At 43.4% G+C, this 20,319-nt stretch carries 22 protein-coding genes; 12 read left to right on the top strand and 10 right to left on the bottom strand.

What is annotated here, in order from left to right; translation table 11 throughout:
- Positions 1-173: 173 nt before the first annotated feature.
- Both gloA and AC2FA3_RS08985 read right to left on the bottom strand, forming a co-directional pair.
- On the bottom strand, positions 174-758 hold the full coding sequence (gene gloA, locus AC2FA3_RS08990) for a lactoylglutathione lyase (protein ID WP_490509277.1): 585 nt from the start codon (positions 756-758) through the stop codon (positions 174-176).
- 99 nt (positions 759-857) lie between these two features.
- Positions 858-1,496, bottom strand: a complete 639-nt coding sequence (locus AC2FA3_RS08985) for a carbonic anhydrase (RefSeq protein WP_490509276.1) — start codon at positions 1,494-1,496, stop codon at positions 858-860.
- A 431-nt stretch (positions 1,497-1,927) separates the two neighbouring features.
- Between AC2FA3_RS08985 and potA the strand changes: the two genes are divergently transcribed.
- From potA to AC2FA3_RS08960, 5 genes are all read left to right on the top strand, one after another.
- Positions 1,928-3,202: a spermidine/putrescine ABC transporter ATP-binding protein PotA gene (potA, locus tag AC2FA3_RS08980; protein WP_490509275.1), complete on the top strand. Its 1,275-nt coding sequence runs from the start codon at positions 1,928-1,930 to the stop codon at positions 3,200-3,202.
- The gene (gene potB / locus AC2FA3_RS08975; RefSeq protein ID WP_490509274.1) at positions 3,202-4,110 is read left to right on the top strand and encodes a spermidine/putrescine ABC transporter permease PotB; all 909 of its coding nucleotides are present in this window, start codon (positions 3,202-3,204) and stop codon (positions 4,108-4,110) included. The genes potA and potB overlap by 1 nt, the downstream gene beginning before the upstream one ends.
- Positions 4,110-4,928, top strand: coding sequence for a spermidine/putrescine ABC transporter permease PotC (gene potC, locus AC2FA3_RS08970; protein WP_490509273.1), 819 nt, complete (start codon positions 4,110-4,112; stop codon positions 4,926-4,928). The genes potB and potC overlap by 1 nt, the downstream gene beginning before the upstream one ends.
- A gap of 119 nt (positions 4,929-5,047) precedes the next feature.
- Positions 5,048-5,938 (top strand): LysR family transcriptional regulator, encoded by an 891-nt coding sequence (locus AC2FA3_RS08965; protein WP_490509272.1) that lies wholly within the window; start codon positions 5,048-5,050, stop codon positions 5,936-5,938.
- Positions 5,939-6,215: 277 nt separating this feature from the next.
- Positions 6,216-6,593 (top strand): tetratricopeptide repeat protein, encoded by a 378-nt coding sequence (locus AC2FA3_RS08960; protein ID WP_490509271.1) that lies wholly within the window; start codon positions 6,216-6,218, stop codon positions 6,591-6,593.
- A 137-nt stretch (positions 6,594-6,730) separates the two neighbouring features.
- Here the strand turns inward: AC2FA3_RS08960 and AC2FA3_RS08955 are convergent, their stop codons facing one another.
- From AC2FA3_RS08955 to AC2FA3_RS08940, 4 genes are all read right to left on the bottom strand, one after another.
- Positions 6,731-7,102 carry a CrcB family protein gene (locus AC2FA3_RS08955; protein ID WP_490509270.1) on the bottom strand — a complete coding sequence of 124 codons (372 nt, stop codon included), beginning with the start codon at positions 7,100-7,102 and terminating at the stop codon, positions 6,731-6,733.
- Between the two features lie 58 nt (positions 7,103-7,160).
- Positions 7,161-8,219, bottom strand: a complete 1,059-nt coding sequence (gene tsaD / locus AC2FA3_RS08950; protein WP_490509269.1) for a tRNA (adenosine(37)-N6)-threonylcarbamoyltransferase complex transferase subunit TsaD — start codon at positions 8,217-8,219, stop codon at positions 7,161-7,163.
- A gap of 185 nt (positions 8,220-8,404) precedes the next feature.
- Positions 8,405-8,923: a c-type cytochrome gene (locus tag AC2FA3_RS08945; protein WP_490509268.1), complete on the bottom strand. Its 519-nt coding sequence runs from the start codon at positions 8,921-8,923 to the stop codon at positions 8,405-8,407.
- Positions 8,924-9,056: 133 nt separating this feature from the next.
- Complete coding sequence (locus AC2FA3_RS08940) at positions 9,057-9,467, bottom strand: hypothetical protein (RefSeq protein ID WP_490509267.1); 411 nt, start codon at positions 9,465-9,467, stop codon at positions 9,057-9,059.
- A 428-nt stretch (positions 9,468-9,895) separates the two neighbouring features.
- On the opposite strand from AC2FA3_RS08940, the gene rpsU reads away from it, so the two are divergent.
- Positions 9,896-10,111 (top strand): 30S ribosomal protein S21, encoded by a 216-nt coding sequence (gene rpsU / locus AC2FA3_RS08935; protein ID WP_201545528.1) that lies wholly within the window; start codon positions 9,896-9,898, stop codon positions 10,109-10,111.
- 204 nt (positions 10,112-10,315) lie between these two features.
- Positions 10,316-10,765, top strand: coding sequence for a GatB/YqeY domain-containing protein (locus tag AC2FA3_RS08930; RefSeq protein ID WP_490509266.1), 450 nt, complete (start codon positions 10,316-10,318; stop codon positions 10,763-10,765).
- Between the two features lie 198 nt (positions 10,766-10,963).
- Here AC2FA3_RS08930 and AC2FA3_RS08925 read toward each other — a convergent pair whose 3' ends face one another.
- A complete protein-coding gene (locus tag AC2FA3_RS08925) occupies positions 10,964-12,514 on the bottom strand; it encodes a M48 family metallopeptidase (protein WP_490509265.1) in 1,551 nt (516 codons plus the stop codon).
- Between the two features lie 398 nt (positions 12,515-12,912).
- Between AC2FA3_RS08925 and AC2FA3_RS08920 the strand changes: the two genes are divergently transcribed.
- The 4 genes from AC2FA3_RS08920 to thiS all read left to right on the top strand — a co-directional run bounded on the left by AC2FA3_RS08920 (position 12,913) and on the right by thiS (position 15,313).
- The gene (locus tag AC2FA3_RS08920) at positions 12,913-13,398 is read left to right on the top strand and encodes a sulfurtransferase TusA family protein (protein WP_490509264.1); all 486 of its coding nucleotides are present in this window, start codon (positions 12,913-12,915) and stop codon (positions 13,396-13,398) included.
- Positions 13,399-13,477: 79 nt separating this feature from the next.
- Positions 13,478-14,503: an RNA polymerase sigma factor RpoH gene (rpoH, locus tag AC2FA3_RS08915; RefSeq protein ID WP_490509263.1), complete on the top strand. Its 1,026-nt coding sequence runs from the start codon at positions 13,478-13,480 to the stop codon at positions 14,501-14,503.
- Positions 14,504-14,562: 59 nt separating this feature from the next.
- A complete protein-coding gene (locus AC2FA3_RS08910; protein WP_201611927.1) occupies positions 14,563-14,934 on the top strand; it encodes a DUF423 domain-containing protein in 372 nt (123 codons plus the stop codon).
- 178 nt (positions 14,935-15,112) lie between these two features.
- Positions 15,113-15,313, top strand: coding sequence for a sulfur carrier protein ThiS (gene thiS / locus AC2FA3_RS08905; protein ID WP_490509262.1), 201 nt, complete (start codon positions 15,113-15,115; stop codon positions 15,311-15,313).
- Between the two features lie 213 nt (positions 15,314-15,526).
- Here the strand turns inward: thiS and hpf are convergent, their stop codons facing one another.
- On the bottom strand, positions 15,527-15,907 hold the full coding sequence (hpf, locus tag AC2FA3_RS08900; RefSeq protein ID WP_201545504.1) for a ribosome hibernation-promoting factor, HPF/YfiA family: 381 nt from the start codon (positions 15,905-15,907) through the stop codon (positions 15,527-15,529).
- Between the two features lie 435 nt (positions 15,908-16,342).
- Positions 16,343-18,028: an RNA polymerase factor sigma-54 gene (gene rpoN / locus AC2FA3_RS08895; RefSeq protein ID WP_490509261.1), complete on the bottom strand. Its 1,686-nt coding sequence runs from the start codon at positions 18,026-18,028 to the stop codon at positions 16,343-16,345.
- Between the two features lie 300 nt (positions 18,029-18,328).
- Between rpoN and AC2FA3_RS08890 the strand changes: the two genes are divergently transcribed.
- A complete protein-coding gene (locus AC2FA3_RS08890) occupies positions 18,329-19,225 on the top strand; it encodes a nitrilase-related carbon-nitrogen hydrolase (protein WP_490509260.1) in 897 nt (298 codons plus the stop codon).
- Positions 19,226-19,271: 46 nt separating this feature from the next.
- On the opposite strand, the gene AC2FA3_RS08885 is transcribed toward AC2FA3_RS08890, so the two are convergent.
- Positions 19,272-20,309, bottom strand: a complete 1,038-nt coding sequence (locus AC2FA3_RS08885; RefSeq protein ID WP_490509259.1) for a tyrosine recombinase XerC — start codon at positions 20,307-20,309, stop codon at positions 19,272-19,274.
- Positions 20,310-20,319: the final 10 nt, after the last annotated feature.

Here is a 20,319-nt window from a genome sequence, read left to right as displayed (position 1 = left end):
CTCTTATCTTAAAGTCTATGTCGTATTTCATAAAATAACCCCCAAAAGTTGTGTCCAACTTATGGGGGTCAGTTCATATTTAATATAGCGGCTTTTTTATTGATGATTTTTAAAATATACAAGCTGGTTTAGATAAATCCATATTATTAATAAGCTTATCAAGCTTTTAAAAATCAGCCCATCAAATCCGCTTGCACAATTTCAATCCAGTAACCGTCAACGTCTTTAATAAAGGCGATATTTTTCATACTACCGTTTTCAGGACGTTTTTTAAACTCAACGTTGTTTTTATCAAACCAAGCAACCGCTTCATCCAAATTCGGCACACTAAAGCAGATATGACCAAAACCTTGTGGTTCACCATTGCCATCGTGATAACTAAAATCCGCTTGGGTTTCAGTGCCATAGTTATGGGTCAGCTCTAAAATACCGCGCTGACGGAAGGCGAAAATCTCTAAGTCATCACCAGCGGGTAAATTATCACGCTCGCTGTCAGTGAGTTTGGCCAAGAAATATAAATCAAACCCCATCGCTGGGAATTTTTTTACCGCCAATAACGTCATCCCTAAGACGCCGGTATAAAAAGCCAATGATTTGACAGGGTCTTTTACGCGTAGCATAGTGTGATTAAAGGTATAACCTGATGTCTGAGCTGAAATAGGCTGAACGCCTTCTGCATTTACGCTACTTTTAGGTTGAGCTATCGTTTCTTGGTTGATAGCTTCTTGGTTGCTATTTAAATTTTCTAAATCAGTCATAATTTTTCCAATATCTAAGTGTTTTTAATCGTTAATAGCGGATACGTTCTCGATGATAAAGTGTACCCACTATCCTAAATAATTAATGATAAATGACTATTAAGCGTCTAAAAACCGTACTTTTCCAGTCTCTAAATTATATTCAGCACCAACAACAAGCAGCTGACCGCTATTGGTTAAGTCTTCTAGTGCACGCGAACCGTGCTTCAATTGGCTGACCGACATACGTACATTGGCACGAATAGAGCGATCGACCAGCTCATCCGCATCGACGTCTTGACCATTGGCAGTAGCTAACTCATGCAAATTATAGACACTCGGGCGAATACGATCGACGATTGACTGTAAGTTTGGTGAGTAGTTTTGCTCAGGATTAATCAGCGCCTCAACACACGCGGTTACAGCGCCGCAATGCGAATGTCCAAGAACCACCACCAACTTAGTGCCAAATTTTTCGGCGGCAAACTCAACCGAACCAATTTGCGATGGCGCAACCACATTGCCCGCCACGCGTATGACAAACAAATCGCCCAAACCTTGATCAAACACAATCTCAACCGGTACGCGGGCATCCGAGCAACCCAAAATAATCGCTAACGGGTCTTGATCATTGATCAGCTCGGGACGTTTTTGCATACAGGGGTCAGTGCTGGTCAAACTTTCCACGTAGCGCACATTACCTTCTTTAAGTAGTGCCAGTGCTTCTTGACCAGTTTTTGGGCGGTTACTGTTAGGCATAAGGAGTCCTTGTTTATCAAAATGGTTTAAATTATAAATTGCTCTAGCATTCTGTTTTCTACTTTAAATTACTTTTGCAGCTAAACTTATCTTTTAAGCTTAGCCGTTTGCTATCGCAAATATCCTTGTATTTAGCATACATAAAATTATTGTATAGCAACCAAAGCAAGAAAACGGTAAAAATTCTTTATTCTAAGAGCGCTATATTTCAAGCTGATTTTATTTTTCTATCCTGCTTATGCTATCAACAACCTAAACCAAACAACCGATAACGAACTTGCACTGACTTATAGCAAGGGTTTGTTATAATATGCAGCAACCAGACTCCATATATATCCATCGCTTATCGCCATACTTAACACCATGTAAATTGCTGCCAGTAACTAGTGTTTTAGCGCTACTGAGCATTTGGTGTTTTAGGAACCAACCTTATGACCGAATCGAATATAAACCTGCAAACCATGCCTGTATCGCCCAATCCTGACAAGGTACTGCTACAACTGACTGGTCTACAAAAAATTTATGATCAAACCGAAGTCTTAAAGGACATCAACCTTGATATTCAGCATGGTGAGTTTATAACCCTGCTTGGCCCATCAGGCTGCGGTAAAACGACATTGCTACGTTTAATTGCTGGTTTTGAGCAGCCCAACGCTGGGGCGATTTATCTTGATGGCATGCAAATGGCAGGCTTGCCAGCCGATAAGCGTCCGGTCAATACCGTGTTTCAGCAATATGCGTTATTTCCGCATATGACGGTGGCGCAAAACGTCGCTTATGGGCTTAAGCTCAAAAAAGTCCCAAAAGATGAGATTCAAACGCGCGTGCGTGAGATGCTGGCGATGGTACAGCTTGAGCATTTGGCCAATCGTCGACCGCAAGATTTATCTGGCGGCCAGCAGCAGCGCGTGGCGATTGCACGCGCGGTGATCAATCGCCCTAAACTATTATTACTCGATGAGCCATTATCGGCGCTCGACCATAAGCTGCGCCTACAAATGCAATCTGAGCTTAAACGTCTGCAACGTGAGCTTGGCATTACCTTTGTCTTTGTCACCCATGATCAAGAAGAAGCGTTGTCGATGTCAGACCGCATTGCAGTGATGAAAGACGGCAGATTTCAACAAATTGGCACGCCGATTGAGATTTATGAAACCCCTGCCAATCTATTTACCGCCAAATTTATCGGTGAGACCAATTTATTTAAGGCGGAAGTCAAAGGCGTTTATCCTGAGCAGCCCGATCGCGATGGTCGTGTGACCAATGGCCGTATTGAAGTCGAAGTTTGCGAGGCACAAGCGCAAGAGGGTCCGACGACCTTACGTAATCTGCGCCGTCCTGACTTTGCCAATGACGTACAAGTCGGCGATATCGTTAATTTACTATTGCGTCCAGAAGATTTGCGCATTTATGACCCCAATGATCAAGAGCATAGTGGTTTATTAGGGCGCGTGATTGAGAGTAATTATAAAGGCAGCACTTTAGACTCGATTATTGAGCTGGCTAACGGGCATATTATTAAAGCCTCGGAATTCTTTGATGAAGATGACCCAAGTTTTGATTATAAGCTTAACGAAGGCGTTAAAGTGTCATGGGTAGATGGCTGGGAATGGGTATTGCCAGAAGAAGATACGCTCGATAGCGGCATTGATAATGGGATGGATAATAGTAATAGCAAATTAGCTGCCCAAAAGGATATCAGCTAATGGCGCGTACTAACTTAGGTAATAAAAAATCAAGTAATAAAAACTTGAGCAACAGAAGCCCTTTTCGTACCGCAACGCTATGGCTAATTTGGGGTTGGCTGCTCATCTTTGCGTTATTGCCAAATATACTGGTGATTGCAGTCAGCTTTTTGACCCGTGATAGCACGGCTTTTATTAGTTTACCGGTTACTATCGACAGCTACGTACGCATGATTGACCCGCTTTATTTTGACGTCTTTGTGCATTCATTATGGATGGCTGGCATCACTACAGTTATCTGCTTATTACTTGGCTACCCGTTTGCTTGGTTTGTATCTCGAGTCAGTAAACGCTGGCAGCCTCTGTTGATGCTCATGCTGATACTGCCATTTTGGACCAACTCTTTGGTACGGACTTATGCGCTAAAACTATTATTTGCCAGTAATGGTTTGATTAACAAATCCTTATTAGCAATCGGAATTATTGATGCGCCCATTGATATTCTATATACCCAAGGCGCGGTCATTACCGGTTTAACTTATTTGTTATTTCCCTTTATGGTGCTGCCGCTGTATGCGGTATTTAGCGATTTGCGCAATGATATGCTGCTCGCCTCGCAAGATTTGGGTGCTTCAAAACGACAAACCTTTTGGCACGTGGTACTACCATTAACGACACCGGGGATTATCTCAGGGGTGCTGTTGGTATTATTACCAGCGATGGGGATGTTTTATGTCGCCGATATTTTGGGCGGCTCGCGTAACTTATTGGTCGGTAATATTATTAAAAACCAGTTTTTAGATGCGCGTGATTGGCCATTTGGCGCCGCAGCCAGTGTGCTATTAACGCTTGCCATGGCAGTATTATTACTCGCTTATCGCGCCAGTAGCCGCCGTATTGGCAAGACTGATTTTAGCGAGGTGGCCTAATGTCTGATAGTTCACTGAATAATACTCCAATTAAAAATAAACGCTCTATCAAATTAGGTAATATTGCTGCCAAAGGCTACCTCGGCCTGATTTACACTTTATTATACTTACCCATCCTTGTATTGGTGGTGATGTCCTTTAATAAGTCAAAAATTGGTTATAACTGGGGCGGCTTTAGTCTAAAGTGGTACGAGTCGTTATTTAATAATCAGGCAATGCTTGATGCCTTTTGGCATTCTATCGTGTTGGGCTTGGTTGCCGCCACGGTATCAACCATCATCGGTACATTAACGGCACTTGCGCTACATCGCTATGACTTTCGCGGTAAAGGGCTGCTAAATGGCTTGTTATTTGTGCTGATGATGTCACCTGAGATTGTCTTAGCGATATCGCTATTGTCGCTGTTTTTATTAATCGGCCTGCAACTCGGTTTTGTCTCGCTGCTATTAGCGCACATTACTTTTTGCTTGCCGTTTGTAGTCATTACTGTCTTTGCGCGCTTAAGCAGTTTGGATGAGCGTTTGATGGAAGCGGCGCGTGATTTAGGCGCTAGCGAATCAACGATGGTACGTACGGTGTTGATTCCAGTGATTTTCCCAGCGGTTATGGCTGGCTGGTTGCTAGCCTTTACCTTATCGCTCGATGATGTAGTGGTATCGACCTTCGTCACTGGTCCTAGCTATGAGATTTTACCGTTACGTATCTATTCTATGGTGCGCGTGGGACTTAAACCTGAAGTTAATGCCATTGGGACAATTTTATTGGTTGCTTCATTAATTTTGGTGGTTATCTCGCAATTGCTCCTACGTCGGCGCTAATTTTAATTTTACTTTCATAACAGCTTTAACATCATATTAGATAAAAAGTTTGAATCGTTCTTTCAGCCTTTATAAGTCGCAATTACTTATTTCTTTAACGTCAGTGGTTAGGTTATTTTATGCTAGAGCTCCGTCATCTTAATACACTAACTGCGCTGCGAGCCCATGGCTCATTGGCCGCTGCTGCCGATGAGCTACATGTCACAGCCTCTGCGGTCTCGCATCAGTTAAAAGAGTTAGAGAATTACTACGATATCAGCTTGGTTAATCGGCGCACGCGTCCGCTAACCTTTACGCCAGCAGGTAAAACGGTACTGGCACTTGCTGACAGCATCATGCCACAGGTCACGCGCACCAAAGCAAACTTAAAACGCTTAGCCCATGGTCAAGCGGGTCGATTGCGCTTAGCCTCTGAATGTCATAGCTGCTTTGATTGGTTGATGCCGATACTTAATCATTATCGCCGTGAATGGTCGGATGTCGAGCTGGATTTCGCCACTGGTTTTGAGCCTGAGCCGCATCACTTATTGATGGAAGGTGATATCGATTTATTGATTACCACCAGTAATTTACCGATAGAAGGTATCAGCTATCAGCCGTTATTTGAGTACGAGAGCCGTTTGGTGCTGTCGCCGACTCATGACTTGGCTGAGCAACAATTCATTCATGCCCAAGACTTGGTTGATGAAACCTTGATTGCCTATCCGGTGGAAGCTAAGCGCCTCGATATTATTGCCAATTTTATGACCCCGGAAGAGGTCAGTTTTAAAGCTATTCGTACCACCGAGCTAACGGCGATGCTTATTCAATTGGTTGCCAGCGAACGTGGGGTAGCAGCATTACCCGATTGGGTGGTCGCTGAATATGAGAAAAAAGGCTGGGTGGTTTCACGCCCATTAGGTAACGGCGTCTACTGTCAGCTGTATGCGGCGACGCGCACCTCAAGCCAAGAGACCGCTTATATGCAAGGGTTTGCCAGTTTATTAGAAGGAATTGTGAAGCCGCTGTAGTTTCATTACCAATTAGTTTTTTATAATTATGAAATATTAGCCACTTTTTCATATCATAACGACTATTATGGTAAATGATGGTTCCCTAGTAAGGACCTGAAGGTTTGGCTGTAGGCTAAGACTATCAAATGGTTTTGGTTGTTTACTTTATTGATAATATACTTAACAGATAATTTTTAATTACTGAGACAAACCTATGGTTTTTCCTATAATCAAGTTAACCGCCACTTTTTGCGTTGTCTTCTTATCGCCTATGCTACTTATAGGCTGTCATAAAATGCATAGCGCAACGAGTTCACAAATTTCTCAGGTGCAACCGCTAATCGAAGAAAGTGGTGAGATTATAAAACTAAAAAGATTTGCTGAAAAAGGCAATGCTGAGGTACAGTATAAACTTGGTTTGATGTATGACATGGGTAAAGACGTAGATCAGGACTATGGCAAAGCGTTTGAATGGTATGAAAAATCTGCTAACCAAGGACTCGCAAGTTCACAAAGTAAACTGGGTTCAATGTATCGATATGGCAAAGGAGTAGAGGTAAATCATGCCAAAGCGAGTGAATGGTACTGGAAAGCCTATGAACAAGGAAATGAAGAAGCTCATTATCAGCTTGGTACGATATATATATCAAACAAAGAGAAACTTAGCCATTAAAAAAACCATTCTTGTGTCACATGAGTCGATTTTCACTGGGGTATACCCATACCCTACAGGAACTAACTAAACAGACTTCTTAAACTATTCATAGACCACCCAAAATAGACTGTTAATTAAATGATATTTATTAAAGCTCAAAGCACCAACTTAAAAAAGTAAAATCCCAGCGCGGTTGCTAATAACGTCAGCCCAACATGTAATCCGATGAGCCCTAAACCCGCAAGCAGTTTGCCGTTATTGATAAAGGTAAATACTTCAACGCTAAAGGTACTAAAAGTCGTCAGTCCGCCCAAAAAACCAGTTATGACAAACAATCTGACATTTGGAGACAAGCTGCTGCCCACGCGTTCAAACCACACTAAGGCTAGCCCTATCAAAAGTCCACCTAAGACATTGGCACCCAAAGTGCCGAGTGGTATCCAACTATGCAGCGGATTAAAACGCGCCAGCCAGCCTCGCAGGCAAGCGCCAATGGCAGCACCTAATCCAATCGCAAGCCACTGCATAAGCTATCCTTGAGTGAGATAAAGTTTAATAAATTGGGTACAAGCGACTTTATAGCATTCATACTGCAGGCAGCTCGGTCATCGGCCAACGCGGTACGCAGCTAACAGCCAAATCATCTGCCTGACCTGCTTGCAAGCGCTCGTAACCGGCATAAGCAATCATCGCGCCATTATCGGTACATAACGCTGGCGGCGCGTAATGAACGGTGGCATTGATTTTAGCAAGCTCACTCTCTAATGTCTCACGCAAATGACTATTGGCACTGACGCCGCCAGCTATTACCAATCGGCTCATATCGACTTGTTTAAGGGCTTTGACGCATTTTTTCACTAGCGTATCAACTACCGCATGTTGAAAGCTTGCGGCAATATCAGCGCGCACTTGTGGATCGCTAGCAAAACCATTGCCTGAGCCGCCTGAACATGGGGTATCTTTAATCAGATTGTGCACCGCCGTTTTCATACCGCTAAAAGAAAAGTCTAAACCGCGATGCAGCATTGGACGCGGTAAATCATAAGCATTTTTATCGCCGCTTTCCGCTAATTTGGCAATATTTGGCCCACCAGGGTACGGCAGACCGAGCATTTTTGCCGCTTTGTCAAAACACTCGCCCGCCGCGTCATCGATGGATTCGCCGAGGATTTCATATTGCCCGATACCATAGGCGGCAATAAGCAAAGTATGACCACCCGATACCAGTAAGGAAACAAACGGAAATGCCGGAGGATTCGCTCCCATCAAAGGTGCTAATAAATGCCCTTCCATATGATGAACACCAATCGCTGGTATATCCAGACCATAAGCCAAGCTACGACCAAATAATGCACCCGTCATCAGCGCACCGATAAGTCCAGGGCCTTTGGTATAGGCAATGGCATCAATCTCATCTTTAGTGATATTGCACTGCTCTAGTAATTCGTTAAATAAAGGCACCAGCTTACGAATATGGTCGCGGCTCGCAAGCTCAGGCACCACACCGCCATAAAGGGCGTGCAGTTCTATCTGCGAATACAGCACTTGCCCGAGCAGACCTTTATTGTTGCTATCTATCTGCTCGCTATCGAAAATCGCTAGACCAGTCTCATCGCAAGAGGTCTCTAAACCCAATACTTTCATCTATATGCCTTTATATTTTGTCTTGCAGTGTTTATAACTGTGCATCGTTTATTATGACTATACAAAGTTTATTGCTTAAAAACAGCTTTTTAGAATATACGTTATAGCGGTATTGCATCGCCAATAAAAAGCCGCCACTGTTAGCTTACAATGGCGGTCATTCTAGCAAATTTCAACAAGCAATATTAGCTAGCGGCAGCAACCATATAATCAACTGCTGCATGAACTTGTGCTTCAGTGACGTCTCCAACCGCTTGCGCAGGCATTTTATTGAAGCCTTTGGCAGAATGCATACGTAATGTTTCTATGTCTTTGGCAAGGTGTGGCGCCCAAGCTGCTTTATCACCAAATTTCGGCGCTTCAAGCAAACCATTTTCATGACAAACTTTACACTGTTTTTCATACAGCTGCGCACCAGCATCTGCGGCCAACAATTCAGGCTCAGCAGCAGCTTCAGTTTCAGCTTCTACGACTGGCACTTCCGTAGGCTCTGCTTCAACCGCAGGCTCAGGAGTTACCACTTCAGTTTCTGCAGCAGGCGCTTCTGGCTCTAATACTGTTTCTGTCTCATTAACCGCGGCAGGTTCTTCTGCCTTATTGTCACCGCCACTACAAGCACTAAGTGCCAGTAAAGCACTAAGACTTAGGCTAGATAACGCTAATTTAGCAATCGATTTTTTCTTCATATTTTGTTGAATAGTCATAGTTATTCCTTCATCTATAGATTATTGGTAATGAACCCCAATGTAATAGCTGGCATAGTAGTCAAAAGCTGGCAATGATGAATCGCTATTATTAATCGAGCGTACTACTTACTGACTCGCTTGCTTATTGTTATTAATTGCTTGCGGGCGCATTAGCAGTCGCATCAGTACCTGCCATCTCTGTATCCGTACTAGCCACTTCGGTATCCGCACTTGCAGTCGCTGGCGCTTCTAATGCATCAGTGGCAACTGTACCGTCTTGTGCAGTAGCAATTTCAGTACCTGCTTCAGTATCAGTGGTCGCGTCTGTCTCAGCCGCTGGCATTGGCGCAGCTTCTGGGAAATCTAGCTTTTCTGCTTCAGGCGCATTTTTACGGGCAAGCTCTGCCGCTTCGTCTACTTTATCTTTTGCTAAGACTTCACCAGACTCTGCGCCCGCTGCTTCTTTATCATTGCTACACGCACTGATGCTAACGCCCATTGTAAGAAGCAAGGTCGCCCATAATGCCGTACTAACCGCTGTTTTTCTCATGCCAATTTTCATCGAAAAATCCTCAATATGATAGCTATAAAAGCCTTGTAGCGCCTGCCTCTACTTTTGGTTTAGGTTTCAAGGTCAGACTGAACATAGCATAGCATAGAGTTAATATAAGCCGTTATTGCCAAACAGGTGTTTTGTCCATCTTTTATTGATAATTTGTTAAAAGATTATTAAAAATATTAACACTTCTATTTAAATTAACGTCCTATTAAATTTGTACCGCTCAGTGTATGGTTAGTGACTGATACTTAAAATAGATACGCGAAAGCCTTTGACTTTGCTGCCATTTTTTATTAAAATAGGCGCCCTTGTGCTATTGCGCAAGATTATCCTAGTTTGAGCTGATGCCAGTAATCTTGAGATATTACGGCTAAACACTAATATACAGCCAAACTAATGCCCTTATATCTCATCCTAATCGAGGAGTCTTCATGCCTGCAGTTAAGGTTAAAGAAAACGAACCAGTTGATATCGCTATCCGTCGTTTCAAACGTGCTTGTGAAAAAGCTGGCGTATTGGCAGATGTACGTAAGCGTGAATTTTATGAAAAACCAACGCAAGTACGCAAGCGCAAAGCAGCTGCTGCAGTAAAGCGTTATAAGAAGAAATTACAACGCGAAACTATTCGTACCACTCGTATGTACTAATCGATTATTCGACTAGCTAAATACCAGCGCTACACTAACGCCACTGTTATCGATGAATAACAGTGGCGTTTTTTATGCTACAATTTTTGTTATTCATGCTGGCAAATACTCAGCAGATTTTATTTGAAACTTTATCCCCTATTACTTTACCAACAGTTATTTTACTAAAAATTATTTTATCCATACTCATAAGGAATAATAACAATGAGCCAGCTTAAACAGACGTTAACTGACACCATCATCGTCTCTATGAAAGCACGTGAGATTGAACGAGTCAAAGTCCTACGTAACGTACAAGCGGTTATCAAACAAATCGAGATTGACCGTCAAAAAGAACTTAACGATGCCGAAGTACTTGAGATTTTACAAAAACAGCTCAAGCAACGCCATGAATCCTTGACTATTTTTACCGAAAACGGTCGCGATGATTTGGCAAACAAAGAGCAGTTTGAGATTGATATTATCAATGAATATATGCCAAAACAGATGGATGATGCCGAGCTTGCCGCTTTGGTCAATGCCGAAATCGCTGCACAAGGCGCCACATCGATGCGTGATATGGGCAGCGTGATGGGTGTGTTAAAGAATAAAACTGCGGGCCGTGCTGACCCTGCCTTAATATCTAAACTGGTGAAAGACGCTTTGCAAGGTTAATTGAAGTTAAGAAAAGCGCTAGTTAGTTTGAAATAAACTTGATACGTTAATAACCACGTGCGACTGTTATAAATTTTCCTTGCTTGCTGCTATCACAGAGGCTACGAAAAATTCATCCCAGTCGCACTGTATCGACTTTAAAGCCCGTCTGCTATATATTCTTAATTATTGTATAAACTTAAGCTCTCAAACAACCGCCTAAGGCTTAAAGTCTTTGGCGGTTTTTACCGCTTTGATTTCCGCATTAATATTGGCCAGTAACGGTCGGGCGCTGCTCGCTTGCGCAGTTTTTTGCATTTGCTCAGTCAATTGCTTGGCTTGCGTCAACGAGGTCAGCGCACGCTCATAGCGTCCACTCCACAGCTGGTCATGACTTCGATAACGCAGCGCATTGATGGTGGCAATTTTTGCAAGCGGCACCGAGTCGGTGGTTTTAGCAATTTTCTCATTGGCCAATTGCAAACTTTGCCACGCATAACGGTCATTTGGCTGCTGCTCAGTCAAGGGTTTAAGCAATACTTGCGCTTTGGTTGGCTGATTGCTATTGGTCAGTGCTTCCGCTAAATAAAGACGCAGGTCACGGCGCTCAGGATAAAGGCGCTGCTGACTCTCGAGCAGTTCAGCCGCTTGTTGCCATTTATTTTGCTCAGTAAGGATTTGGCTTTGGGTAATGGACAATAACGGCTCTAATACTTGGCGCTGCGTTGCGGGTAATGCCGACAGCTCATTATATATCTCATTGGCCTCGCCAAAGCGCTGCTGCTCGCCATACCAATACATCAGCGCCAATTTTGCGCCGACGCTATTTTTAGCGGCAGTCGTCAGTGCGGTTTCAGAGACATGCTTGCCGGTACTTTGCGTACGCCAGTACAGTAAATCAAACAACGCTTGATGGCGTTGCTGCTTTGACAAAGGCAATGCATCATAACGCTGAGCACGGCTTTGCGACTCGCTTAAACGCTCATTGCTTAAAGGATGCGAGCGCACAAAACTGGGTAAGAATTGATTGGCGGTTTGGTTCAATTGGCTTTTTTGATTCATCGTCGCAAAAAATCGCGGCATGGCGCGTGGATCGTAACCAGCTTGGTTCATGATTTGCATACCGACGCGGTCAGCATCACGTTCATTATTACGGCTAAAAGCCATGCTGCTATTCATCGTCGCAGTTTGACTGCCCATCATGACGGCAGCGGCTGCATCACCATCGACCGCTGACGCGGCAATAGCCGCCAGCATGCCGCCTATTTGCATCAGCAAGGCTTTTTTACGCTCATCCGCGCCGCTCTCATAATGATGCTGACTAATATGTGCCACCTCATGGGCAACGACGCTGGCAAGTTCATCCATACTGCTCGCCGCTAGTATCGTCCCCGTATTGAGACCAATAACCCCACCTGGCGCCGCAAAAGCATTGATACTGGGATTATCAATAATAACCAAGCCAAGTGGCGCTTGCTGGCGGGCTTGCGCATTTAGTCGCCATGTCATCTCCTTGACCGTTTCTTGAATCCAAGGGTCATGCTCCATCTTAGTGCGACCATTAATGTTTCTTAATGACCATTCGCCAAGCAGTTTATTTTCATACTGCTCCGCAAAGCTTAATCCCTGCCCGCGTAAATTGGGCAAATCTAACTCTTCAGCATTGGTAGGCTGCCGTGAATCATAAGCAAATGGTGCCGCTTGCGTGCCAATACTGTTGGCAGTGGTTGCTAGCGCCAGCAAAGTAGCAGATATGCTAACCCTTAGCACAACAGCGCCTTTTAATGTGTTTAGCAGCGATGGTCTATGAGAATAATACAAGTGCGTATCCTATACGAGTAATCATAACGTCTTTTTGACTATACGAGCTTGTTTATTCAAGGTCAATTGTCGTCTGCTTCTGGCTACCAATCACGCTGCCGTGCGTCACGATTGTGCAACATGATTGTGTAAATCTAGGCTGTATAAATAGAAGCGGTAAATTTAAAGTATCAATCTATTATCCAATGCTAATAAGATATGCTGATTGACCAATCATTATGATGATTATATTCAACTGCAATTATATAGTGGCAATTTGCTATAATAGCAAGTCATGATAAAGGCTTCTGAGCAATACTATACTAAGCCAAGCTCTGTTAAACACTGATATTTTATAGGTTTATTTTATGTCCTTTGATAATCAACCCATCATTGTACGAGGTGAGTATGCTGTTTATTTGTCAGATGCTTTACCTGGAGTAAAGCAGCAAGTGATAAGACAACTGATGGATTTATTGAGCGACAATACTATTAGATTAATTGATAACGTTAAGCTAAATGATAACTCAAGTCTGACGCAAACAATCATTCAGATTAAAGATATAGTAGATGGGCGCGGACTTGCCTGCCCGATGCCGCTGCTAAAAACCAAAGTGGCATTACGTCAGGTAGCCGCGGGTGAATCACTATATGTGGTTGCAACTGACCCAAATTCGCAAGCCGATATCACTGCTTTTTGTGCGCAGAGTCAGAAAACGGACACAACAAACCTATTATTATTGCTTATTAATCAGAAGACAGTGGCAAATAGCGAAGAAGCTATAGCGACAAAACCTAGAGATTCTGTTGATACAATATATCACTTCATCATTACCAAAACTGATAGCAACTAAGCGGCGCTATCCTTTACAATTACAACTATAAAGATTTTTATCTGACTCATTGCTTATCTATTTAACCAAGGTCAAGAATATGGCTAATACTTCTACGAACGCTGCAAACTCCCGTAAAAAAGACAGTGCAGCGCCTGCAAAAAACGAAGCACGTGATGCGGCGTTAAAAGCGGCAGCGGCGCGTCCGCCTTATGACGCCAGTGCGCTTGGCGATACCAGCACCCGCGATTTGGTCCCTGCGATGCCAACGCATCTATCTGCGCCTGGGGTAAATTTGGGTGCCTATATTAATACCGTGCATCAAATACCAATTTTGACACCGACTCAAGAGCAAGAGCTCGCTCATCGCTACTACGATGAAGGTGATGTTGAAGCCGCACGCCTGCTAGTTATGTCACACTTACGCTTTGTTATTCATATTGCGCGCAGCTACTCAGGCTATGGTCTGCCACAAGCCGATTTAATCCAAGAAGGCAATTTAGGACTAATGAAAGCGGTTAAACGCTTTGACCCCAATAAAGGCGTACGTTTAGTATCGTTTGCTGTGCATTGGATTAAAGCTGAAATTCACGAATTTGTCATCCGTAATTGGCGTATTGTCAAAGTTGCCACTACTAAGGCACATCGTAAATTATTCTTTAACTTACGTAGCCTTAAAAAGACCAACAACCAGCTAACGCTTGAAGAAGCTGATGCGATTGCCAACGACTTAAATGTGACGCGCAAGCAAGTGCTTGAGATGGAGTCACGTTTGACGTCGTATGATGCGTCATTTGAAGCGCAATCAAGCGATGATGACGATGGACGCTATGCGCCGCAGCTGTTCTTAGAGGACGGTATCGACCCTGCAGAAATGGTTGAGGAATCTGACTGGGAAGAGAACAATTCATCTGCACTGCTAGCTGCAATGGATACTTTAGACGATCGTTCGCGCGATATCGTCGAGCAGCGCTGGCTTTCTGAGCAAAAATCCACCTTGCATGAGCTAGCGGCGGTTTACTCTATATCGGCAGAACGTGTACGCCAAATCGAGAAAAATGCCATGGATAAAATCCGTGAAGCCATGACCATCGATAGCGTGATTTTACCGAATGATATTCAGTAAGCTGCTTATCAGATGAAAAAAGCCATTATTAAAGCCCTTTCTATAACACGAGTTTTACCATGCTAAATTGGATAAGTATTGCGGCGCTTAATTTGGCTATCGCCGTGGCTTTAGGCGCCTTTGGTGCTCATGGCCTTAAAGCTATCGTCAGCTCTCAGCAGCTTGAATGGTGGCAAACGGCGACCTTATACTGGTTTATACATGGGCTTGGATTGTTACTCGTTGGTATACTCATTCGCCTTAACTATACGACTCAAACCACAGCTTGGTTATTACAAATCGGGGTGATTATCTTTGCCGGCAGTTTATATGCGATGACGCTTGGTGCGCCGCGCTGGTTTGGGGCCATCACCCCTATCGGCGGCGTATTAATGATTGCAGGTTGGTTATGGCTTGCTGTATCGACGTTCCGTTTAGGTCATGTTACTTAACATCTACCTGTTTAATAGGTATTTTCTTAGTAGCTACTCTGGTTTAAATAGTCAAAACGCTTCATCAATCATGCAAAATAAATTATTGGCAATCATATATAAAACATCAGTTAAATATCAGATTATACAAAAGAAAAGCTGATAAAAAGGAATATCAAGTCATTAGGGAGCACATACTATGAGTAATATTAGTGTAAACGGTAAAAGATTGCAGACCACCCATCAGACGGTACAATTGGTCGTCAATGAGCTTGGGCTTAGTAGTGGACGCTATGCCGTTGAAGTAGATGGCGAGCTGATACCAAAAAGTGAGCTTGATAAGCTACATGTCGTTGAAGGTATGAATATCGAAGTCGTACAAGCGGTTGGTGGCGGCTAGTATTTATAAATCATACAGCCTAAAACAAGATAATAAAAAAGACCTCAACAATGATACGTTAGAGGTCTTTTTTTTGCTTAGCTTAGTCAGCTTAGCATGTCGTTTTAATTACTAAAGCTGTCAATCATTTATCATTAACCATCCTGCTATTTATACTATTTATTGATTGGCTAAGATTGATTAATATTGCGACAGCAAATCCTATAATGGCAATTAAATCGCTGGTGCTGCTTCAGCATCTTCTAAATCTTCATAGCGTTCATCACGTCCTGGACCCTGAGTTTTCTTGCGGTCTTGACGGGTTTTATATTTACGCACTTGTCTATCAAGTTTGTCTGCCATCTCATTGATAGCTTTATACATATCATCTTCAAGCGCTTGAACAAACATCTCTTGACCTGCCACTCGCATAATCGCTTCGGCTTTATGGGTCTTTTTACCGCCATCACTTGCGCCGCTGTTGTCTAGCGATAATATCACTTTAATACTTTGAATCTGATCGAAGTGACGCTCTACCTTTTCAAGTTTTTCGCGAACGGCTTTGTCCATGGCATCGGTAATACTGATATGGTGACCACTGATAGAAACATTCATATTATTGTCCTTTTATTATTGCTTATATTTTTACTTACAATCAACAGATGAGCCAGCATTGCTGCTTTTATCACCCTGCCTTACCAAACATTTACCTAGTATCTTTTTTATCTCAGATGGCTTAGCTTTTAATTTTTTAGTGACTAACGCCTTTATTCCTCTACTCCTTTATTAAAATAAAAATGTATTTTTATCATATTTGATGATTAATAATTTATATAAATAAGCCAAACCGATACTTGGTGTTCGTTGTTGGTATGACTCTAATTTGTCATGAAAAGCGAATAGTAGCAAGACGTTAAAATGTAACCAAATGTAATAATAACTGATGTTTCTTTTATGTTTCTATATAATCAAAAAATTTTATTTTTTATTTCATTTGAAAATACTTTAATCACAGTAGCTCGCTATTTATAAGCCATTGAATCGCAACAATTAATACTTTTGTTTGCGCTGAGTGGAGGAGCCAATATTCATGGCTTCACGGTATTTAGCCACCGTTCGTCTAGCAATATCGATACCTTCTGCCAATAGAATATCTTTTATGCGACTGTCAGAAAGCGGTTTTTTTGGGTCTTCATCAGCGATGAGCTGTCTAATCATGGCGCTGATAGCAGTTGAGGAGATATCACCGTCGCTACTGCTAACATGAGATGAGAAGAAATGCTTGAGGGAAAATAACCCTTGTGGCGTCAAGATGGTTTTGCTAGTGGTCAGGCGCGAGACGGTCGATTCGTGCAAATCCACTTCTTCGGCAATGGCTTTTAGAATAAGGGGTTGCATAGCGGTTGCGCCATATTGCAAAAAATCTTGCTGGTAGCGCACGATACTGGTTGCAACTTTTAATAGGTTTTGATTGCGCTCTTCGATACTACGAATAAACAAGCGCGCATCAGTGAGATTTTCACGCAGATATTGATTATCAGGGCTATCATCACCGCGTTTGACTAAATTGGCATACTCTTGATTGACCCGTAGCTTGGGCAAGGTTTCAGGATTGAGGCGCACCTGCCAGCCATCTACCTGCGCACTAGTATCGCTGCCGTTTTTGTTATTGGTGGTGTTATTGCTATTGTGACGGCGAATAGGCGTAACCAACACATCAGGAATATCGTAGCTTTCTGATGGTTGCATATAATCAGGCTGACTGCTTTGGAATAACAAGCCAGGTGACGGGTTCAAAGTACGTAATAGAGTAAGAGCGGGTGTAATGTACTCAGGCGCGAGTCCCGTCAGCTCAGTTAAGGCTTTGATATTATTACTGACTAAATGTTCGCTTGCTGAGAGAAGAGCTTGGGCTTCTTTGAGATACTTTGTATTCGCATTAAGCTTGGATAATTGCAGCGCTAAGCATTCATTGAGAGTGCGCGCGCCAACACCAAGCGGATCACACGATTGGATAATGCGCATTACCGCCATGACCTCATCATGCTCAACACGCTCATCCCATTGGTAAAAGCTTGCCATGGTATCAAGGCTTTGCAATAACTCATCGATGTCAAGGCGTATAAAGCCCATGTCATCCATAGAGTCCATCAAGTATTCAGCGATGAGCGTATCTGTTTCGGAAAGATGTTTGAAATTCAGCTGCCAGCGTACATGGTCTTGAATTCTCGCGCTAGTACTGCCTTGATAACTATCAAAGTCTGCATCGCCTGTGTGACTGCCAGCGCTGGTCGCCGCAGAGGCATAGTTACTATTTTCAAAACCACTATAATCGTCGCCATCAAGCGCATAGTTGTCTATCGCATCATCATCAAAACTGGCTTGCTGTAATTTATCCAAACTGTCACTAAAGTCATTATCATATTCAGAGGCATTATCATCATCACCAGATGAGGTGGTAGACGATGTAGAAAATGCATCAATGCCAGTATGTTGATTCCAACTATCCAGCGTTAATGATTCGCCAAACTCATCAAATGCCTCATCTTTATGACTGTCGTACTCATCGTCATCATCTTCAATACGTTCAAGCAATGGATTGCTATCGAGCTTCGCCTGAACCTCCTGCGCAAGCTCAAGACTAGAGAGCTGCAACAATTTAATAGCTTGCTGCATTTGCGGGGTCAGTTTTTGCGAGGTACTTAGCGTGGTCGCCAATCCAAACGACATACTCATGGGTGACTTATTACACTCCGATCGTGGTGAGATTCTATATATTATGCTGGTTAAAGCCTGCGCTTATTAACGCTTATAATCATTAAAAAGCGCTTTAAGCTGTCAGGTCATGACGATAGCATTTTTTGCTACAATGTTGCTATGATAATTTATACTCTATTCAGATAAGCTATTTCTCGCCTCTTGCTCAAATCATAAAACATAAATAGCTTTGTAGGGATGTCGAGCCTTTAAATATAACAGGATAAAAAAATAAATAAGAGCAAAGCCTTATAAAGCTTAAAAATTGAGAACAACACTATGAATGAGACAATAAACAACGCGCACCTGACCGTTGCTGCTGTGCAAATGAATAGCCAGCAAAATATCGAAGACAATTTAGCAGATATAAAAGCCGCCATTATCGATGCAAGCAAGCAAGGTGCTCAGCTAGTCGTTTTACCAGAAAACTGCTGTAGTATGGGTCGACAGTTTGCCACTGCAGAGCGTTTTGATGAACTGTCCAAAACGATGGCAGAATATGTGCGTGCCTCTGGTATTTATCTATTAGCAGGCTCATTGCCCTGCCCTTACCGACCTGATGGCGTAATCGTACCCGATGGCAGGCTGCGTCAAGTCAGTCAACTGTTTGCGCCCGATGGTACGCGTGTTGCGCGCTACGATAAGATACACCTGTTTACCGCGACTGTTGCCGATAAGCAAGGCAGCTATAATGAAGCGGCGACCTTTGAGCCTGGCACGCAAACAGTGGTTGCAACATTAGAAGCAAATGATGCGGTTTATCAACTCGGTATGATGGTTTGTTTTGATTTGCGTTTTCCAGCCTTGGCGCAGCGCCTACGGCAAGCAGGTGCAGAATTATTGAGTGCACCGTCCGCTTTTACCTATCTAACCGGACAAGCGCACTGGTCGCTGTTGCTACGCGCGCGCGCGTTAGACAGTCAATGTATGGTGATTGGCGCAGCGCAAGGTGGTGATCACGTTTATAAAGATGGTCATGCACGGCAGACATGGGGGCATACGGCTATCACTGCTTATGATGGAACCGTTATGAGTAGCTATGAAGATAGTGAATTAAACCATTCTGCTAAAAAAGATCATAAAAATTATGCTTTAGTTTTGGCAACCTTAGATAAACAGGCACAACAGCAAGGGCGACAAAAAATGCCTATTTTTGACTGTCATCGTTTGGCATAAGGCTGTTTTCTAGCAAGATGCATTTTTAGAAAGTCATTCTATGAGATTAGGTGGTTGGATTGCTATCTTTAGGTGCGTGAGTTGCACGAGGATGGGCACGGTCATAGACTTGGGTTAATTTAGCAAAATCAACATGGGTATAAATTTGCGTGGTGCTGATATCGCTGTGACCAAGCATTTCTTGGACGGCTCGTAAGTCGCCACTGCCTGAGAGCATATGCGAGGCAAAGCAATGACGCAATAGATGCGGATACATATTTTGTGCGATACCTGCACGCGTGGCCGCAATTTTAAGACGCTGCTGTACCGCCCGTGTTGATAAGCGTGTACCTAATTTTTCACTAATAAATAAGGCGCTATCCATCTGCTCTACCCACAGATTTCGGTGCGGTAGATAACGCTTAATCGCCTCGGCGGCTTTGATACCTAAGGGCACTAAGCGCGTTTTATTGCCTTTACCTGTCACGCGCACACGCAAATCAGTCAAGTCAATATCTACTATATCAAGCGCAACCAGCTCCCCGACACGCAGACCACTGCTATAAAGCAATTCAAACATCGCTTTATCACGTAACCATAAGCGCGCCTGCTCGGGCGTATCAGGTATCTCTTGGTCGAGCAACTGAGTAAGCAAATCTACATCGGCAATAGACGGCAGCGGTCTAGGGCTGCGTTTAAGCTGATAGCCCGTGGTTGGATTGATACGTGCTAAATCCTCTTCTATCAGCCAGCCGTAAAAATGACGGATAGCCGATAGCTCTTGCTGAACGCTGGCAAGCGCTAACTTATCTTCATCGAGGCGTTGGCTAATATGTTGGGCCAATTGGCGCTTATCACAGCGCGTCCACGTCAGACGTTTACCGCGTAAAAACAGCGCCAATTGATTCAGCCCTGCAAAATAAGCCACTAGCGTATGTTCGGAATGGTTACGCACCGACAGCGTATTTAGCCAACGATGTACCGGCGCTAACAATTCTCGTAGTGCGGCATCCGACTCTATAGCAGCAGCGTGCTCAACTGATAGCCATGATTTTGACTTAGAATCCGGGGTACGCTCTGTCATCTGAGTGTTTTTACTGAACATAGCATTTACC

The sequence above is a fragment of the Janibacter sp. CoH_79_TC_3 genome (assembly GCF_058197955.1).
Note: the sequence above shows the minus strand (reverse complement) of the source record. Positions and strands in the feature narration are given on the sequence as shown.

Excerpts from the sequence above, each read along its gene's own strand:
- thiS (WP_490509262.1), top strand. The coding sequence starts at position 15,113 with ATGAGTAATATTAGTGTAAACGGTAAAAGATTGCAGACCACCCATCAG.
- potC (WP_490509273.1), top strand. The coding sequence starts at position 4,110 with ATGTCTGATAGTTCACTGAATAATACTCCAATTAAAAATAAACGCTCT.
- rpsU (WP_201545528.1), top strand. The coding sequence starts at position 9,896 with ATGCCTGCAGTTAAGGTTAAAGAAAACGAACCAGTTGATATCGCTATC.
- gloA (WP_490509277.1), bottom strand. The coding sequence starts at position 758 with ATGACTGATTTAGAAAATTTAAATAGCAACCAAGAAGCTATCAACCAA.
- rpoN (WP_490509261.1), bottom strand. The coding sequence starts at position 18,028 with ATGAGTATGTCGTTTGGATTGGCGACCACGCTAAGTACCTCGCAAAAA.
- AC2FA3_RS08890 (WP_490509260.1), top strand. The coding sequence starts at position 18,329 with ATGAATGAGACAATAAACAACGCGCACCTGACCGTTGCTGCTGTGCAA.
- potB (WP_490509274.1), top strand. The coding sequence starts at position 3,202 with ATGGCGCGTACTAACTTAGGTAATAAAAAATCAAGTAATAAAAACTTG.
- AC2FA3_RS08955 (WP_490509270.1), bottom strand. The coding sequence starts at position 7,102 with ATGCAGTGGCTTGCGATTGGATTAGGTGCTGCCATTGGCGCTTGCCTG.
- tsaD (WP_490509269.1), bottom strand. The coding sequence starts at position 8,219 with ATGAAAGTATTGGGTTTAGAGACCTCTTGCGATGAGACTGGTCTAGCG.
- AC2FA3_RS08910 (WP_201611927.1), top strand. The coding sequence starts at position 14,563 with ATGCTAAATTGGATAAGTATTGCGGCGCTTAATTTGGCTATCGCCGTG.
- AC2FA3_RS08920 (WP_490509264.1), top strand. The coding sequence starts at position 12,913 with ATGTCCTTTGATAATCAACCCATCATTGTACGAGGTGAGTATGCTGTT.
- AC2FA3_RS08960 (WP_490509271.1), top strand. The coding sequence starts at position 6,216 with ATGCATAGCGCAACGAGTTCACAAATTTCTCAGGTGCAACCGCTAATC.
- rpoH (WP_490509263.1), top strand. The coding sequence starts at position 13,478 with ATGGCTAATACTTCTACGAACGCTGCAAACTCCCGTAAAAAAGACAGT.
- AC2FA3_RS08965 (WP_490509272.1), top strand. The coding sequence starts at position 5,048 with ATGCTAGAGCTCCGTCATCTTAATACACTAACTGCGCTGCGAGCCCAT.
- AC2FA3_RS08985 (WP_490509276.1), bottom strand. The coding sequence starts at position 1,496 with ATGCCTAACAGTAACCGCCCAAAAACTGGTCAAGAAGCACTGGCACTA.
- AC2FA3_RS08930 (WP_490509266.1), top strand. The coding sequence starts at position 10,316 with ATGAGCCAGCTTAAACAGACGTTAACTGACACCATCATCGTCTCTATG.
- potA (WP_490509275.1), top strand. The coding sequence starts at position 1,928 with ATGACCGAATCGAATATAAACCTGCAAACCATGCCTGTATCGCCCAAT.
- AC2FA3_RS08885 (WP_490509259.1), bottom strand. The coding sequence starts at position 20,309 with ATGTTCAGTAAAAACACTCAGATGACAGAGCGTACCCCGGATTCTAAG.
- AC2FA3_RS08940 (WP_490509267.1), bottom strand. The coding sequence starts at position 9,467 with ATGAAAATTGGCATGAGAAAAACAGCGGTTAGTACGGCATTATGGGCG.
- AC2FA3_RS08945 (WP_490509268.1), bottom strand. The coding sequence starts at position 8,923 with ATGACTATTCAACAAAATATGAAGAAAAAATCGATTGCTAAATTAGCG.
- hpf (WP_201545504.1), bottom strand. The coding sequence starts at position 15,907 with ATGAATGTTTCTATCAGTGGTCACCATATCAGTATTACCGATGCCATG.